We start from the raw sequence: 15,345 nt of genomic DNA on the forward strand, positions 1-15,345 counted from the left end.
CGGGAAAGTCCTTCGGCTCAGGCCTTGGCGGCGGCGGTCGCGGCGCGCTTGATCTCGCGGCGCATGACCTTGGTGCGGAGCACGGTCTCCTGCAGCGAGAGCTGACGGTCCAGCTCCTTGACCGCTTCCGAAGTCGAGTTCAGGTCGAGGAGCGCGTAGATGCCCTCGGCGTGCTTCTTGATCTCGTAGGACAGCCGGCGACGGCCCCAGACGTCGACCTTCTCGACGCTTCCGCCCGAAGTGCGGATCACGTTGAGGAAGTTGTCCAGGGTCGGGGCCACCGTACGCTCGTCGAGCGTGGGGTCCAGGATGACCATTACCTCGTAATGGCGTGACACAACCACTCACCTCCTATGGGCTCGCGGCCACGGACTGTCCGTGGCAGGAGGGTTTGTCCAGGTAAGCGTACCTGGCGGTCAGGAGACGCGGCGCAGGACCCAGGTGCGGACCAGCGCGGCGGTCACGCCGGCGAGCACGAGCACCGCGAGCAGCATCGGCAGCTGGACGTCGCCGCCGGGCAGGCCGTCGGTCGCGAGCGCTTCGGCGTTGCCCGCGTTGCGGACGTCGGGGCCACCCTGTCCGGACTGGCCGTCGGTGGTGCCGTACTGCGGGGCGCCCTCGCCCGGCAGCGGGCTGTTGGCCGGGTAGCGCACGCCCGGCGCCACCGCGACACCCGGCTGCGCGACCGGCAGGTTGCCGTAGTCGCGCGGCGGCGCGTAGCCGGTGCCGTTGCTGCCACCGGGGAGCAGGTTCGTGTTCGACGGAGCGCCGTGGGTGCTGCCGCCGGTGCCGCCCTGCTGCGGGGCTGTGGTGCCCGGGGTCGGCAGGGCCGGGGCGACGTAGTTCGTCGCGACCGTCGTCAGGCCGCAGCTGCCGGCGACCTTGTGCTCGATGGAACTCAGCGTCTTTTCGGGGTTCAGCCCGAGGCCCCAGGACTTGGTGTCCTTGACCGCCTGGCGCACGGCCGCGCCGATCGCCTTGCCGTCGACCGAACCGCCCGCGGCGTTCGGCACCGTGCCGACCCTGATGGTGTTGACCTTGGCGATGTCGTTGGCGGCGACGTCGTAGAGGGCCAGCGTGCCCGCTTCCCGCGCGCCCGCCCGCACCAGTTCCTTGACCGAGGTGCCGGTGATCGCGACGGTGTCGCCCATCCCGCCGTTCACGGTGCCGCTGCACGCGCTCGCCAGCGTGGTGGCCGCCGAGGCCGTGCCGGCGGTCAGGAGCGCGCCACCGGTGACCATGGTCGCGAGTGCGGTGACGGTGAGCGCCTTGCGGGTGGTCTGCCAGATGGTGGTCTTCCGCACGGGGGCGATCCTCCGGGTCGGTGGGGGCGTGTGGCAGTGCATGAGGAATCACTGCAACGGGGATAACGAGGGAGTGACCCGAAAGATACTAGGCGGTAGGACTAACTTGTAGCGGCCATTCGGCGGAGGACCCAGGTGCGGACAAGGCCCGCGCTGACTCCGGAGAGTGCCAAAACGGCGATCAGCAGCGGTAATTTCCCGTCTTGAGTGAATCCGTCGCTCACACTCGGTAGTGCTTCGGCCTGTCCCGCGGTTTGGACGTCCGGGTTGCCGTTCTGGTTTTCGGTCGTGACGCCGAACTGCGGCGTGTAACCCGGGATCTGACCGCCGTACCGGAGGCCGGGCGACGGGCTGAAGAGACCGGCCGTCGCCATCGGGATGGAGCTGTAGTCGCGCATCGGGGCGTAGCCCGTGCTGACACCCCACGGCAGGTTGCCGAAGTTCGGGGTGAAGGTGCCGGGCAGCAGCGGGCTGTTCGCGGCCGGGATGCCACCCGCCGGGCCGCCGCCCTGCGCGGGAGCGCCCGGTCCGCCCGTCTGCGGGCCGCCGCTGCCCGGTGTGCCGGGAGCGGGTTTCCCTGGCTGGGGCTGGGTTCCAGGAGCGGGCTTGCTGCCGCCGGTCAAGGCTTCGTGGGTGCCGGTGACGGCGCCGTTCAGCGCTTCCGCGGCGGGTTCGCCGACGACCGGGACCGGCGCGACGACGGTGTTCACCACGGTCACCGTCACCTTGCAGACCGTGCCGAGCAACGCGTTGATCGTGCCCGTGAGCACCCCGGAGACCGGACCGGCCTGGCCGAGGTTGAGCGGAATGCCGAGCAACGGGGTCTTGCCGAGGATCGTGTCGCCGGTCTTCGCGGTCACCGAGCCGCCGCAGGTGGCGGTCTTGGTCTCCGCGGCGGCGGCCGTGCCGGGCATGGCGAGGGCGGCCGAGCCCGCGAGAATGAAGGCCGACGCACCCAGGGCGGTCGCCCTCCGTGTCCGTTCGCGCATGCCTTCGACTCCTCCGTCGTCGGGGTCACCTACCTGCACAACGACGCTAATGGAGACGAGTAACGCCCGCTCACTCGAAGAAGTCAGGCATTCGAGTGGAAGCGGGCGTCACTATCGGTGAAATCAGGCGGGTTTGCCCCGCAGCCAAGCACGGACCAGAGCCGCCGCGACGACGGCCAGCGCCAGCACCGCGAGCAGCAGCGGCAGCTTGGCCGGGGCGACCGGCGCCTGGATGGCCTGCGCGTTTCCGGCGTCCTTCTCGTCGACGGTCGGCGGCGGCACCTCGCCGGGGATGATCTCGGTGATCACCGGCGCCTGGACGAAGCTGCCGGGGAGCAGCGCCGCGTTGCTGATCAAGCCGGCGATCGAGTCACCGCCGATGCCGGTGGAGGAACCCGGGCCGGTCTGGACCGGGAGTTCGCTGCCCGGACCACCGGGCTGACCCGGCCCCGGCCCCGGGCCCGGCGTGGGGGGCTTGGGCTCCGGGTTCGGCGGCTCGGGTTCGGGTTCGGGGTCTGGAATCGGCAGCTCGTCCACGGCACCTTGAGTCAAGGCGCCGACCGCGTTCACCGTGCCCTGCGCGGGTTTGCAGACACCCTGCGCGGCGAGGTCGCCCACCGCGTTGTCGGTGAGGCCGGTGGTCTTGACCAGATCGCCGACCGGCAGCGAAAGCAGCGGCTTCCGTCCTTCGGCGGTCTTGGCCTTCGAGTCCAGGCCGACCGTCAGCGCCTCGGGCGAATTCAGCGGAGCGCCCGCGTCGAGAACGAGTCCGTCGGCGGACTTCCCGTTCTGCAGCGTGGCGGCGCAGTCGCCGGAAAGGGTCGGATTCGGTTCCTCGGCGGCCGTCGCGGTCATCGGGAACGCGAGTCCGGCCGTGACCGATAGCGCGAATCCCCAAGCCGTGATCCGCCCGGCAGTCTTCCCCATCGAGTTCGTCCTCCGCCCCTCAGGACCCACGCGGTTTAACGGAACGCGCTCACGCTACCCCACGAGCGTGACGACCTGGCCCGCGCCGGGGCGAAAACCGGCGAGACTCCGCCACCGCCCTCAACGGAGAAGCTTCGCTCCGCGTAGATTCCTCCACCATGAAAATCGGTGCCCATGTCCGCGACGACGACCCGCTGGCCGCGGTCGCCGAGCGCGAAGCCGAAGTCCTCCAATTCTTCCTTTCCGACCCGCAGGGCTGGAAAGCTCCCAAACCCCACCCGCACGGTGAGGCGATCAAGGAATCGCCGGTCGAGGTGTTCATCCACTCGCCGTACCTGATCAATGTGGCGTCGATGAACAACCGCATCCGCATCCCGTCGCGGAAGAACGTCACGCAGCACGCGAACGGCGCCGCCGCGATCGGCGCGAAAGGGCTCGTCGTGCACGGCGGCCACGTCGGTGCGGGCGAGGACGTCGAAGAAGGTCTCGTCAACTGGCGCAAGCTTTTCGAGCGTGAACAGGAAAAGGGCGGTTTCGCCGTGCCCATCCTGATCGAGAACACCGCGGGCGGTGACAATGCGATGACCCGCGACCTCGACACGATCGCCCGGCTCTGGGACAAGGTCGGCGAATTCGGCGCGGGCTTCTGTTTCGACACCTGCCACGCGTACGCGGCGGGCTGGGACCTGACCGAGGCGGTCAAGAAGGTCAAGGCCATCACCGGCCGGATCGACCTGGTGCACCTCAACAACTCGCGCGACGAGTTCGGTTCCACCCGGGACCGGCACGCCAACGTCGTCGGCGGTGACGGCACGATCGATCCCGAGGTGCTGGTCGCGGTCGCGGCCGAGGCCGGCGCTCCGGTGGTCGTCGAGACCCCGGCCGACGGGCAGGCCGCGGACATCGCCTACGTCCGGGAGCGTGTCGCCTGACATCCCGCTCTCGCACCTGGGAGTGAGACCGTTCCCTCTCCGGCGGGAGGGCCGGGCACGCCGATCGCGAAAGGCTCGACCTCGACCGGGAAACACCCGGTGCTGGAGGGGAAGCCATGAACATCAAGTCGAAGATCGCCGCGGTCGCCGTGCTCGCCGTCGCGGCGGGAACGCTGGGGGCGACGCAGGCGACGGCGGCTCCGTCGTCCGGTTCGGTCGTGCTCGGATCCGCGGGCGGACCGCTGACGTTCCCCGGTTTCGAGGGCGATCCGGTGCGGTTCGATTTCGCCGCGTTCGGGGAACCGGGGAAATCGTCGGGCCGGTTCCACGTGAATCATCTGACCAAGGACGGGAAGCCGTTCGCCGACTTCGACGGCAAGGTCGACTGCGTCTCGCGTGACGGCGACCTCGCCGTCCTGACCGGCGTGATCGAACGCGCCGACATCCCCGGCTTCCCGGTGAACCTGGTCGGCCGCCGCGTCGGCTTCTCGGTGCGGGACGTGCCGCGCGGCCACGACCGGATCGGCTGGAGCTGGGCGTACGGCGGTTTCGAGCAGGACGTCCTGCCCTGTACCGGGCCGGTGCCGTTCTTCGAGACGAGCACGGGCGGCTACCTCGTGCGCTGAATCGGCTTGACCCTCACGCCACGGGAGGGTCGAACCTGTGCCGCATGAAGAATCGGACCGTGTACCGGGCGGAGGACGGCGAGCACGTCGGCTACGTCGTCCCCGCGCCGGAAACCCGTTGGCAGGCACTGACCGTTTTCGGCTACCCGCTGGGCGGGCCCGCCGCCTTCGACGACTCCGTCGCGTTGCTGGAGGCCGAGGGGCTGGCCATCCTCGCCGAGCGCTGGTCGGTCAGGCAGGGTGACGACTGGATCAGCTGCCGTCTGGTCGAAACCTCGCCCGAAGCCGTCATAGTGCGGATCGACGACTTCGGGGCCGAGGACTTCGGCAAGCACGTCAGGCTGGAACGTCCTGGACCTGAGGTGCTGAAACGCGCTTAGCGTCCGGCGCGCCGTCGAGGAAACCACCGATCGGATCGTCGTCCCCGGCGGCGCGGACGGGGTCTCTGCGCGGCTGGTGGATCTGGTGGATCACCAGCGCGCAGAGGCCGACCACCGCGAGGTCGCGGACCACGACGGTGCCGAGGAACCAGTCTTCGGGCAGGCCCTTGTTGTCGACGCCGAGGTAGTACATCATCCGTGGCGCCCAGACCAGCGCGTCGAGGATCATCCAGCCGAGCAGCAGCCGCCAGCGCGGGATCGCGAGCACCGCCAGCGGCACCAGCCACAGCGAATACTGCGGGCTCCACACCTTGTTGGTCAGCAGGAACGCGGCGACCACGAGGAAGGCCAGCTGGCCCAGCCGCGGACGGCGCGGCGCCTTCATCGCGACGTACCCGATGCCGGCGCAGGCGGCGAGGAACAGCACCGCCACGACGGTGTTGAGCACGACCGGTGTCTGACCCGTGGCGAGTTTCCCGTCGAATCCGGCCCAGCCGGAAAGGTGGGAGATCACGTTGTAGAGCGAGTCGGGATCCATCGGCCGCGCCGTGTTGAGGCGGAAGAACTCCCACCAGCCGGTGGGAGCGGCGAGCGCGAACGGGACGTTGACCACCACGAGTGTCGTCGCGGCGAGCCCGGCGGTGAGCGCCCAGTGTTTGACCTTGCCCGCGCGCAGGCACAGGAAGAACAACGGGATGAGCAACAGCAGCGGATACAGCTTCGCCGCCGCGCCGAGGCCGAGCAGCAAACCCGCGATCTCGGGACGCCGCCGGGCCCACGCGAGCAGCGCGGTCGCGGTGAACGCGGTCGCGATGGCGTCGAAGTTGGTGAACACGTGCACCAGCACCAACGGCGAGATCGCGACCAGCGCGGCGTCCCACGGGCGGCGTTTCAGCGATCGGCCGGTCGCCCACACCGTGACCAGCCAGGCCAGCGCGAGCCAGAGCGCCGAGATGTTGAAGTACACGGCCACCGGGAGCGCGCCGGGCAGCCAGCCCGATTCCGCGACCGAAAGCCACGCTTCGGCGAGCTTCGCGTTGATCCACTGGAACAGCCCGGTCGCGACCGGGTACTCCATGTACCGCGTGGTCTCCTTCGCCGTTCCCGCGTCTTCGGTCCACGAAGTCACGTACGGGAAGGTGTCCGGATTGTTCAGGCGCTCGGAACTGTAAAGCGGGATGATGTCCGAATAGCACATCGCGACGAACGGGCGGCCCGCCCGCCAATCGAGCTGATGCGTCCCGGAATCGTCGGTGTACTGCTGGATGCACGACGCCTTGCCGAACCACGAGAGCAGCAGCGCGAGGCAGGCCAGCAGCAGCCCGACCCGCTGCGGCGACCAGAACCAGTGCCGCCCCACGGCCGCGTGCTCGCCGAGCGGGCCGCCGATCGGTCTCGTGGCCGCGGCCACGAGCGGTTCGTTCCAGCTCGGGATGACCCGCTCGCCGGGGGTGAGGGAGAGCGGAGCCTCGGGCTGGGTCGTCTGGTCGGACACGTGGCGGATGTTAGCGCCTATCCGGGTGACCACCCGGTGATGTCGCCGCTGTGCTGCTTCGGGCCTGCCGTGTCGTCCGTCTGATCACGCGTGTCGTCCACCTGATCACGCGTGTCGTCCCTCTGATCACGCGAAAACGCAGTCGCCGCTCTCGTAGAACCCGGCCAGCACCTCCGCCGCCGCGCCGAACGCGACGACGTCGTCGCCCATCTCGTCGAGATCGACCTGGATCCGTTGCCAGTGCGGCAAAGGCAGCAACTCCCGCAGCCGCGCCGCGACGGTGTCGCGGTAGACCTCGGGTTCCGCGCGGACCGAACGCCCGGTCAGCACGACCCGTTCGAGGTCGAGGACCTGGACGAGGTCGGCGAGACCGATCCCCAGCAGGCCCGCCGCCTCTTCCGTGGTCGCCGCCGCGTTGTGCAGCACCTCGACACAGCCGCGGCGGCCACACGCGCAGCGCGGTCCGTCGAAGGCGAGCGTGGTGTGCCCGAATTCGCCCGCGTTGGTCCGCGGCCCGCGATACAGCCTGCCGTCGATCAGCAGGCCGACGCCGATCCCGGTGCCGACGAGCACGACGGCGGTCGCCGCCGGGTCGCCCTCCGGCCAGTGCTGGGCGAAGGCGGCGGCGTTGGTGTTCTTGTCGAGCCACACGGGCAGCCCGGTGCGTTTCGCGAGCAGGTCGCGCAGGGGGACGTGGTGCCAGCCAGGCATGTTCGTGGCGTCCCGGACCACGCCTTCGCGGTGGTCGAGAGGGCCGACACTGCCGACGCCGAGGCCCAGGACCTGTTCGCTTTCGATGCCGTCGAGTAGGGCTTCGGTCGCTTCGGCGAGGGCGGAAACGGCCTGGTCAGGGGTGAATCCGGGAGCCAGTGGCCCGCCGCGGGACGCGATGATCTTCCCGGTCAGGTCGGTTCTGAGCACCCGGAACGAGTCCCGGTCGAGCTGGGCGCCGAGCGCGTGCCGGGCGTCCGCGCGGACGCGCAGCAGGGTGCGCGGCTTGCCGACGCCGGACGCGGCCTGGCGTTCCTCGTCCAGCAGGCCGGCTTCGAGGAGTTCGGGGACGATCTTCGAGACGGCCTGCTGGGTGAGCCGGGTGCGTTCGGCGAGTTCGACGCGGCTGAGGCCGCCCGCGCGCAGGATGTGCGTGAGCAGCAGTGTCCGATTGTGCTGGCGCAGGCCGCGCAGATTGACCCCGGTCTCCGGCATAGCGCGCATCCTGCCATGACTGGCTGATTACGCAACACTGTTGTTTAATGGCTCCATGGCTGATTTGCGAGTGGGGATCTTCGGATACGGCACCGGCGGGCGCGTCTTCCACGCGCCGCTGGTCGACGCGACACCGGGGCTGACCCCGGCCGCCATCGTGACTTCGAATCCGGACCGGGCCGGGCAGGCGAGCGCCGACTATCCGGCCGCCGACGTGCTGCCGGACGCGGACGCGTTGTTCGCGAAGGCCGGAGAACTGGACTTAGTCGTCGTCAGCACGCCGAACCGCACGCATGTTCCGCTCGCGCTCCGGGCGATCGAGGCCGGCCTGCCCGTCGTCGTTGACAAGCCCTTCGCGCCGACAGCGGCCGAAGCGGCGAAGGTCGCCGAAGCAGCGAAGGCCAAGGGCGTCGGGCTGACCGTGTTCCAGAACCGCCGGTTCGACTCGGACTTCCTCACCGTTCGCAAGGTCCTCGAGACCGGCCGGCTCGGCGACGTCTTCCGCTTCGAATCACGCTACGACCGCTGGGTGCCGAAGCCGCGGGACAACTGGCGCGAATTCGGCGACCCCGCCGAGGCAGGCGGCCTTCTCTACGACCTAGGCGCGCACATCGTCGACCAGGCGCTGCAACTATTCGGCCCGGTCGCCGAGCTCTACGCGGAGGTCGACAGGCGCCGCGCCGGGGTGTCCGTCGACGACGACGCCTTCGTCGCCCTCCGGCACACGAACGGGGTGCGCTCGCACCTTTGGGCGTCCGCGCTCGCGGGCACCCGGAACCCGCGATTCCGCGTGCTCGGCGACAAGGCGACCTTCACGAAGTACGGCCTCGACGTCCAGGAGCCGCAGATCAAGGACGGGCTGCGGCCCGGCGACCCCGGCTGGGCCGTCGAACCGCCGTCGGACGCGGGCGTGCTCGGCGTGAACGACGACGTCGAAACGGTGCCCACCGAGGTCGGCCGGTACGAGGAGTTCTACGCGCAGGTGCGCGACGCGCTGCTCGGCAAGGGCGCCTTCCCGGTCGATCCCGCCTCCGCCGTGGAGGCGCTCCGGGTCATCGAAGCCGCTCACCTTTCGGGTGCCGAACGGCGCGTCGTCACCCTCTAGACGCCGCAAGTACAGGGCGGGGTTCGCGGGAGCGGGCTCAGGCCTTCTTGTGCCGGGGTCGTGAGTGGCAAAGAGGGTTAGAACGACACTTGCCACTCACGACCTGTCGGCGTTCAGAACCAGGCTTGCGACTTGCCGAGACCCTGGCGCCAGACGAAGCGAAGGGGCCCTTCACCGCGTGGCATGCGGTGAAGGGCCCCTTCAGCTACTCGTTGTCGCCTCTGCCGCCGCCGCGGCCGGGACCGTTGCCCCCGCCTTCTTCGCCACCGTTGTTCTCACTGGACGAAGGCGGGTTCTTCGAACTGGAAGGCGGGTCCTCTTCGTTCCGCGAGGACGACGATCCGGTGGACGGGCCGGTTGACGGCGTGCCGGTCTCGGTCGAGCCCTCGTCCTCGCCCGGCGGGGTCTGCGTCGACGGGACGACGTTGTTGTCGTCCCCGCCGATGATCTTGACCTTCTCGAAGCGCTCCCCCGGCTTCCCGTTCAGGTACAGGGAAAGGAACTTCTGCCAGATCGGCCCGGCGATCGTCGAACCGAAGATCGACTTGCCGTTCTTGCCCTTCAGCGCCTTGTCGCCGTCGCCGCCGACCCACACCGCGGCCGAGATCGACGGCGTGTAGCCGACCATCCAGGTCTGCGAGTTGGCGTCCTTCGCCGACGCGGGCTCGCCCGGACGGTAGGTGTGCTGCTGCGTTCCCGTCTTGCCCGCGCACTCGTGGTTGTTGGGGCACTTGAGCTTCGAGAACGGGATGACACCCTTGAGCGATTCGGTGACGTTGCCGGCGATCTGCTTGCTCTTGTCGGCGTCGTCGGCGAAGGCGGGCTTCGCCTCTTCCGGAGCCGAGTACGCGGCTTCGTCCTGCGAGTTGGTCACCTTGACGACGAAATGCTTGGCCCGACGCTGCCCTTCGGCCGCGAAGGTCGCGTACGCGGTGGCCATGTCCTCCGGGCTGATGACCGTCTTGCCACCACCGAGCGCGATGTTGTTGTCGGCGAACAGTTCGGCGGTGCCCTCCGGGGCGGGTTTGACCCCGGCGTCCTTGGCCGCCTGTGCCACCGGCCCGGGCTTGGTCACGTTCACGACCATGTCGTAGAACACCGTGTTGGCCGACCGCTGCATCGCCTCGGACACCGTGCACTGCTGCGAACAGGTACTGCCGGGACCGGCGTTCCGGATCGTCTGCTTCCCGAACTGCCGGTTGTTGGACCCGTCGAACGTCGAGTTGATGCCGCCCTTGCCGAGCTGCATGTACGCGGTGAGGTCGAACGGCTTCATCGAGGATCCGGGGTTCTGCGGCGTGTTCGCCCAGTCACGGCCCTTGAGGTCCTGTCCGTTGGGCCCCTTCACGATGGACGGCCCGCCGTAGTACGCCTTCACCCCGCCGGTCTTCGGGTCGATGGCGACGAGCGCGTTGAGCAGGTTCTCGTCGGTCTGGCCCTTCATCCCGTCGGCCACCGCCTGTTCGGCCGCGGCCTGCGCCTTCGGGTCGATGGTCGTGTAGACCTTGTAGCCGCCCCGGTAGTAGACGTCGTCGGTGATGCCGTTCGCGGCGAGTTCTTCCTTGACCTTGTCGCGGATGAAGGGGTTGACCACCCCGGCCTGTTCCTTGTCGGCCTGCGGGATCGGCGTCGGGAACTGCAGGTTCGCGCGATCCGCGGCGGAGAGGAAACCGTTCTGCACCATGCGGTTCAGCGCGACGTTCCAGCGGTCGTTCGCGACCTTCGGGTTCTCCGAGCGGCCCGGCTGCTGGATGAGGCCCGCGAGCAGCGCCGCCTCGGAGGCGTTCAGCTCGCCGGCGGGCTTGCCGAAGAACGCCTGCGCGGCCGACTCGATCCCGTACGCGCCGCGCCCGAAGTAGATGATGTTCAGGTACGCCGAGATGATGTCCTTCTTCTCGTACGTCTGGTTCATCTTGAAGGACTTGGCGAGTTCGGTCCACTTACGGGCGAGCGACGATTCGTCGTCCCCGCTGGCGACCTTGATGTACTGCTGGGAGATGGTCGAACCACCGCCCTTGCCCGCGGTCACCTGGTTGTAGACCGCGCGCAGGATACCGCCGATGTCGAACCCGGAGTTGGTCTCGAAGGAGGCGTCCTCGGTGGCGATGACGGCCTTCTTGACGATGTCCGGAATCTGCTCCGGCGTCAGGATCTGCCGGTTGCCGCCCTTGGGGACGTCCTTGCCCATCTCGGTGTTGTCGGCGTAGTAGTAAGTCACCGCCTGGCCTTGCGTGGCCGCGACGGACTGCGGTGACGGCACGTCGACCGCGAAGTAGGTGATCACGAACGCGATCGCCGGGATGACGACGAAGAGGCAGAACAGCGCGAGCAGCACCCGTCGGATCCGTCTCCACCTGCGCTTCTTGCGCTGTGCGGGGGTGAGGATCGGCTTACCGTTCTCGTCGGTATCCGGGGCGTACGGCTCGTCCTCGTACGGCTCGTCGTAACCGCGGTCGGTGGTGCCGTTGTGCTCGTGATGAGTGATGAGGTCCGGTTCGTGCTGCGGCGCGACCGGTGGCCGCGGCGAGCGCCGCGGCGGCGGCTGCTGAGGCGTGCCCTGGCGTTGCCACGGTGCCTGCCCCGGGGGACCCTGCCGCTGCCCGTACCCGGGGGGCGGGCCGGCGGGTCGGCGGGGCGGTCCGGCCGGGCGTTGCGGACGACGTGCGGGGTCAGGGTCCTGACCTGGCCATCCGCCGTGGGGATCGTCGTTCACTGGGACGTCCTCCGAACCTTCCGTGGTGAGCGCGGTCCTGCGGTCGCAGGTCTCCTTCTAGTTAAGACGTATCAAAGCGGTTCAGGTTCATCGGTGCGAAGAAAAAAGGTGTGCCGGGCGCTCGCCCGGCACACCTTTCAGCACCTGTTCAGCCCGATCGTCACGGATCTTCGGCGTTCGGGAACAACGGATCCGAAGTCCCCGGTCCCGGCCTCGTCCAGCTCGGCTTCGACGGCTTGGTGGGTTTCGTCGGCGTCGTCTCGGTCGGCTCGGTGGGCGTCGTCGGCGTCGGGGTGGTCGTCGGCGTCTCGGGAGGTGTCGACGTCACGGGCGGCTTCTGCGCCGTCGTCGTCGGCACGTACCGCGCGTCCTTGCCGATCGGCTTGACGCTGTCGAACTTCTCCGACGGCTTGCCGGTCATGTACCGGGACATGAAGTCTTCCCAGATCGGACCGGCGATCGTCCGGCCGTAGATCGGCTTGTTGTTCTTGTCGTGCAGCGGTTTGTTGCCGTCACCGCCGACCCACACCGACGTCGAGATGCTCGGCGTGTAGCCCACCATCCAGGTCTGCGCGTTGCGGTCGCGGTAGCTCGCCGGGTCGCTGTCCTTGAAGTCGTACTGCTGCGTCCCGGTCTTGCCCGCGCACTCGTGACCCTTCGGGCACTTGAGCTTCGAGTACGGGATGACCTCTTCGAGCGCGTCGGTGACGTTGCCCGCGATCTGCTTGCTCTTGGCGGCGTCGTCGCTGAAGGCGGGAGTGCCCTTGGGCGTCGTCTCGTCGAACTCGACTTCGTCCTGCGAGTTGGTCAGCTTCGCGACGAAGTGCTGCTTCTGCCGGACACCTTCACCGGCGAAGGTGGCGAAACCGGCCGCCATGTCCTCCGCGGTGGTGACCGTGCCACCACCGCCGAGCGCGATGTTGATGTCGGGGCTCAGCTTCGCCTTCCCGCCGTCGGCCTCCACCATCACGCCGGCTTCCTTCGCGGCCTTCGCCACCGGGTCGACCTTCGTCTCGTTGCGGACCATGTCGTAGAACACGGTGTTCGCGGAGACCTTCATCGCCTCGGCGACCGTGCACTGCGTGCCGCAGTTGGAACTCTCGCCCGCGTTCCGGATCGTGCGGCCGTCGAACTTCCGGTTGTTGGAGCCGTCGAAGGTCTCGCCGAGTCCCTTGCCCATCTTGAGGAACGCGGTCAGGTCGAAGGCCTTGAACGCCGAACCGGGGTTGTGCGGCACGTTCGCCCAGTCGATGGCCTGGACGTCCTGGCCCTTGTCGTTCTTCGTCCAGTCCGGGCCGCCCCAGTAGGCGACCACGCCGCCGGTCTTGGGGTCTATCGCGACCAGCGCGTTCAGGATGTTTTCGTCCGTTTGGCCCTTCATCCCCTCGGCGACGGACTCCTCGGCCATCTTCTGGGCCTTGGGGTCGATCGTCGTGGTGATCTTGAAGCCGCCCTGGTGCAGCCGGTCCTGGTCGTAGCCGCGGGCTTCGAGTTCGTCGATCACCCGGTTGCGGATGTGCAGGCTCAGCGTCCCGGCGTCATCGGCCTTCGCCTGCGCCTTCGGGATCGGCTTCGGGAATTGCGCGGCGGCGCGCTCACCCGGCTCGAGCCACTTGTTCGCCACCATCTGGTCCATCACGAAGTTCCAGCGCCGTTGCGCGTACGCGTCGTTCTCGGACTTGCTCGGGCCCTGGATCAGCCCGGCGAGCAGCGCCGCCTCGGGCGCGCCGAGCTCCTTGGCGGGCTTCTTGAAGTAGGCCTGCGCGGCCGCTTCGATGCCGTTCGCGCCGCGGCCGAAGTAGATGGTGTTGAGGTAGGCGGTGATGATCTCCTCTTTGGACATCTGGTTGTTCATCTTGAAGGATTTGGCCAGCTCGGTCCATTTACGGGTGAGCGTCGGCGCCTCGTTGGCCGTGGCCTTCTTGATGTACTGCTGGGAGATCGTCGAACCGCCGCCCTGGCCGCCGGTGACGTTGTTGTAGACCGCGCGCAGGATGCCGCCGACGTCGAACCCGGAGTTGGTCTCGAACGACGAGTCCTCGGCCGCGTACACGGCCTTCTTGACGGTGTCCGGGATGTCGCCCGGCTTCAGCAGGTACCGGCTTCCGCCGCTGGCGGGCGCGATCTTGCCCATCGGGCTGCCGTCGGCGTACATCAGCGTGATCGGCTGGCTCTGCAGGCTCGCGACGCTTTCCTGCGTCGGGACGTCCACCAGGAAGTAGGTGATGACGAACGCGATCGCGGGCACCACGACGAACAGGCCGAACATCGCGTAGAGCACCCGGCGGACGATCCGCCATCGGCGCTTCTTGCGCTGCTTCGGCGTGAGGACCTTCTTCTTGCCGTCCTCTTCTTCTTCGGCGGGCTCGTCGTCGTAGGGATCCTCGCCCTCCGCGCCGAAAGCGGCGCTCGGGTGACGATCGTCATAGCGGTCGTCGTACGGGTCGTAGCCGTACGGGTCTTCGGTGCCGTTGTGCGCGTGATGCGTGATGAGGTCCGGCTCGCGCTCGTACGGTTCCGGCTCGACCGGCCGGACCAGCGCGGTCGCCTGATCGGCCGGGGCGGGAGGACGACGGTCGCCGGGCGGAGGCGGCGGGCGGTGCCCGGCGCCACCGTTGCGGGCACGCGGGTCACCGGCGGCGCGGCCACCGGGCGGCGGGGGGCCCTGCCTGCGCGGAGGCATGCCGTTGGGACGGCGCGGCGCCGCGGGACGGCGGGGTTCGTTGTCGGAGGGCCACTCGGGGCCGCCGGCGTCGCCGCCCGGCCACTGTGGGTCGGAAGCGCGGGGGTCGGAAGCGGGGGGTACGGCGGCGCGCGGGTTCGCCGAGCGGGGGGTGCCGTTCGGGGGAGTCCGGCGCTGGGGGCGGCGCGGCGGGTCTTCGCTCGGCCAGCCGGGATCGTCGGCCTCGCCCGGCCATGAGGCACGGCGAGGTGCATCAGGCTCCTGGCCAGGCCAGGAGCGATTGCGATCGTCGTTCACGAAGGGGCCTCCCAGACCGGCGCTTCGGGGGACGCCGCTCTGTGGTCAACTGCGTTTTCGATACCTGTCACTGACCCGCTGTCCTCTGCGACCGGGTCCGTGGCCGGGTGGTTCCCGGATCTCCTGTTCCGAGGACGAAGGAGCGCACCAGGTGGTTCCAGTGACAGCTCCCGCAGACCTCGACCTCGTAGACGGTGAACTCCGCGAAGTGCCCGTCCATCCGTACCAGTTCGTCCGGCGTCTTGGCCGATCCGGCGGCGTGCTTGAGCTCGTCGCCGTACACCCACGACACCAGGGTCAGTTCCTCCCGATGACAGACCGGGCAGTCCTGATCGCCTGGTCGGCCGTGGAATTTGGCGGCCCGGAGGAGGTACGGGCCCGCGTCGCAGACGTCGTATGTGCCGACCCGTCCGGAGTGGACGCCCTTGAGCAGCGCGCGCCGCTGTAAGGCGTAGTCCACGACCTGCCGCTGGTTTCGCACGCCAACAGAGTACGGGCTCTTGCTGTGTGGTCCACGCCCCGTTGTCGGCGGGACGGTCCGTATGCGGTCGGACACGCCGACGATTCGATAACTCTCCGGTGAATTTCGCCGGGTTTCCGAGTACCCGTTCGGGGTTAGCTACACCACTTCGATGTATCGGCGCGATATAGTGGGCCGGTAGGTTGACCGAGCCGGTCACGGTGGCCA

Annotated in this window: 13 protein-coding genes; 4 read left to right on the top strand and 9 right to left on the bottom strand. The window is 68.8% G+C overall.

Annotated features, from left to right (window positions below; all coding sequences use genetic code 11):
• Positions 1–17: 17 nt before the first annotated feature.
• The 4 genes from rpsF to BLW75_RS42930 form a co-directional block, all read right to left on the bottom strand.
• Positions 18–338 (bottom strand): 30S ribosomal protein S6, encoded by a 321-nt coding sequence (gene rpsF / locus BLW75_RS24830; protein WP_016338288.1) that lies wholly within the window; start codon positions 336–338, stop codon positions 18–20.
• Positions 339–416: 78 nt separating this feature from the next.
• On the bottom strand, positions 417–1,304 hold the full coding sequence (locus BLW75_RS24835; protein WP_034314326.1) for a hypothetical protein: 888 nt from the start codon (positions 1,302–1,304) through the stop codon (positions 417–419).
• Between the two features lie 101 nt (positions 1,305–1,405).
• On the bottom strand, positions 1,406–2,293 hold the full coding sequence (locus BLW75_RS24840) for a hypothetical protein (protein WP_034314324.1): 888 nt from the start codon (positions 2,291–2,293) through the stop codon (positions 1,406–1,408).
• Between the two features lie 123 nt (positions 2,294–2,416).
• Entirely contained in the window at positions 2,417–3,220 is an 804-nt protein-coding gene (locus BLW75_RS42930; protein ID WP_034314320.1) for a hypothetical protein, read from the bottom strand.
• A 158-nt stretch (positions 3,221–3,378) separates the two neighbouring features.
• Here BLW75_RS42930 and BLW75_RS24850 point away from each other — a divergent pair, with 158 nt between their 5' ends.
• The 3 genes from BLW75_RS24850 to BLW75_RS24860 all read left to right on the top strand — a co-directional run bounded on the left by BLW75_RS24850 (position 3,379) and on the right by BLW75_RS24860 (position 5,158).
• The gene (locus BLW75_RS24850; protein WP_034314318.1) at positions 3,379–4,152 is read left to right on the top strand and encodes a deoxyribonuclease IV; all 774 of its coding nucleotides are present in this window, start codon (positions 3,379–3,381) and stop codon (positions 4,150–4,152) included.
• A gap of 116 nt (positions 4,153–4,268) precedes the next feature.
• Complete coding sequence (locus BLW75_RS24855) at positions 4,269–4,778, top strand: hypothetical protein (RefSeq protein WP_034314315.1); 510 nt, start codon at positions 4,269–4,271, stop codon at positions 4,776–4,778.
• Between the two features lie 44 nt (positions 4,779–4,822).
• Entirely contained in the window at positions 4,823–5,158 is a 336-nt protein-coding gene (locus BLW75_RS24860; RefSeq protein WP_034314313.1) for a hypothetical protein, read from the top strand.
• On the opposite strand, the gene BLW75_RS24865 is transcribed toward BLW75_RS24860, so the two are convergent.
• A complete protein-coding gene (locus tag BLW75_RS24865; protein WP_034314310.1) occupies positions 5,115–6,653 on the bottom strand; it encodes a glycosyltransferase family 87 protein in 1,539 nt (512 codons plus the stop codon). The two genes, BLW75_RS24860 and BLW75_RS24865, sit on opposite strands and share 44 nt — an antisense overlap.
• Before the next feature lie 126 nt (positions 6,654–6,779).
• Positions 6,780–7,859, bottom strand: a complete 1,080-nt coding sequence (locus tag BLW75_RS24870) for an ROK family transcriptional regulator (protein ID WP_034314307.1) — start codon at positions 7,857–7,859, stop codon at positions 6,780–6,782.
• Positions 7,860–7,914: 55 nt separating this feature from the next.
• Between BLW75_RS24870 and BLW75_RS24875 the strand changes: the two genes are divergently transcribed.
• The gene (locus tag BLW75_RS24875; protein WP_034314305.1) at positions 7,915–8,964 is read left to right on the top strand and encodes a Gfo/Idh/MocA family oxidoreductase; all 1,050 of its coding nucleotides are present in this window, start codon (positions 7,915–7,917) and stop codon (positions 8,962–8,964) included.
• Between the two features lie 205 nt (positions 8,965–9,169).
• Here the strand turns inward: BLW75_RS24875 and BLW75_RS24880 are convergent, their stop codons facing one another.
• From BLW75_RS24880 to BLW75_RS24890, 3 genes are all read right to left on the bottom strand, one after another.
• Positions 9,170–11,677: a transglycosylase domain-containing protein gene (locus BLW75_RS24880; RefSeq protein ID WP_034314301.1), complete on the bottom strand. Its 2,508-nt coding sequence runs from the start codon at positions 11,675–11,677 to the stop codon at positions 9,170–9,172.
• Positions 11,678–11,837: 160 nt separating this feature from the next.
• The gene (locus BLW75_RS24885) at positions 11,838–14,216 is read right to left on the bottom strand and encodes a transglycosylase domain-containing protein (RefSeq protein WP_091599925.1); all 2,379 of its coding nucleotides are present in this window, start codon (positions 14,214–14,216) and stop codon (positions 11,838–11,840) included.
• Between the two features lie 508 nt (positions 14,217–14,724).
• Positions 14,725–15,138 (bottom strand): DUF5318 domain-containing protein, encoded by a 414-nt coding sequence (locus BLW75_RS24890; RefSeq protein WP_034314297.1) that lies wholly within the window; start codon positions 15,136–15,138, stop codon positions 14,725–14,727.
• Between the last annotated feature and the right edge of the window lie 207 nt (positions 15,139–15,345).

Origin of the sequence: Amycolatopsis lurida (genome assembly GCF_900105055.1) — a bacterium.
GTDB classification, from domain to species: Bacteria; Actinomycetota; Actinomycetes; order Mycobacteriales; family Pseudonocardiaceae; genus Amycolatopsis; species Amycolatopsis lurida.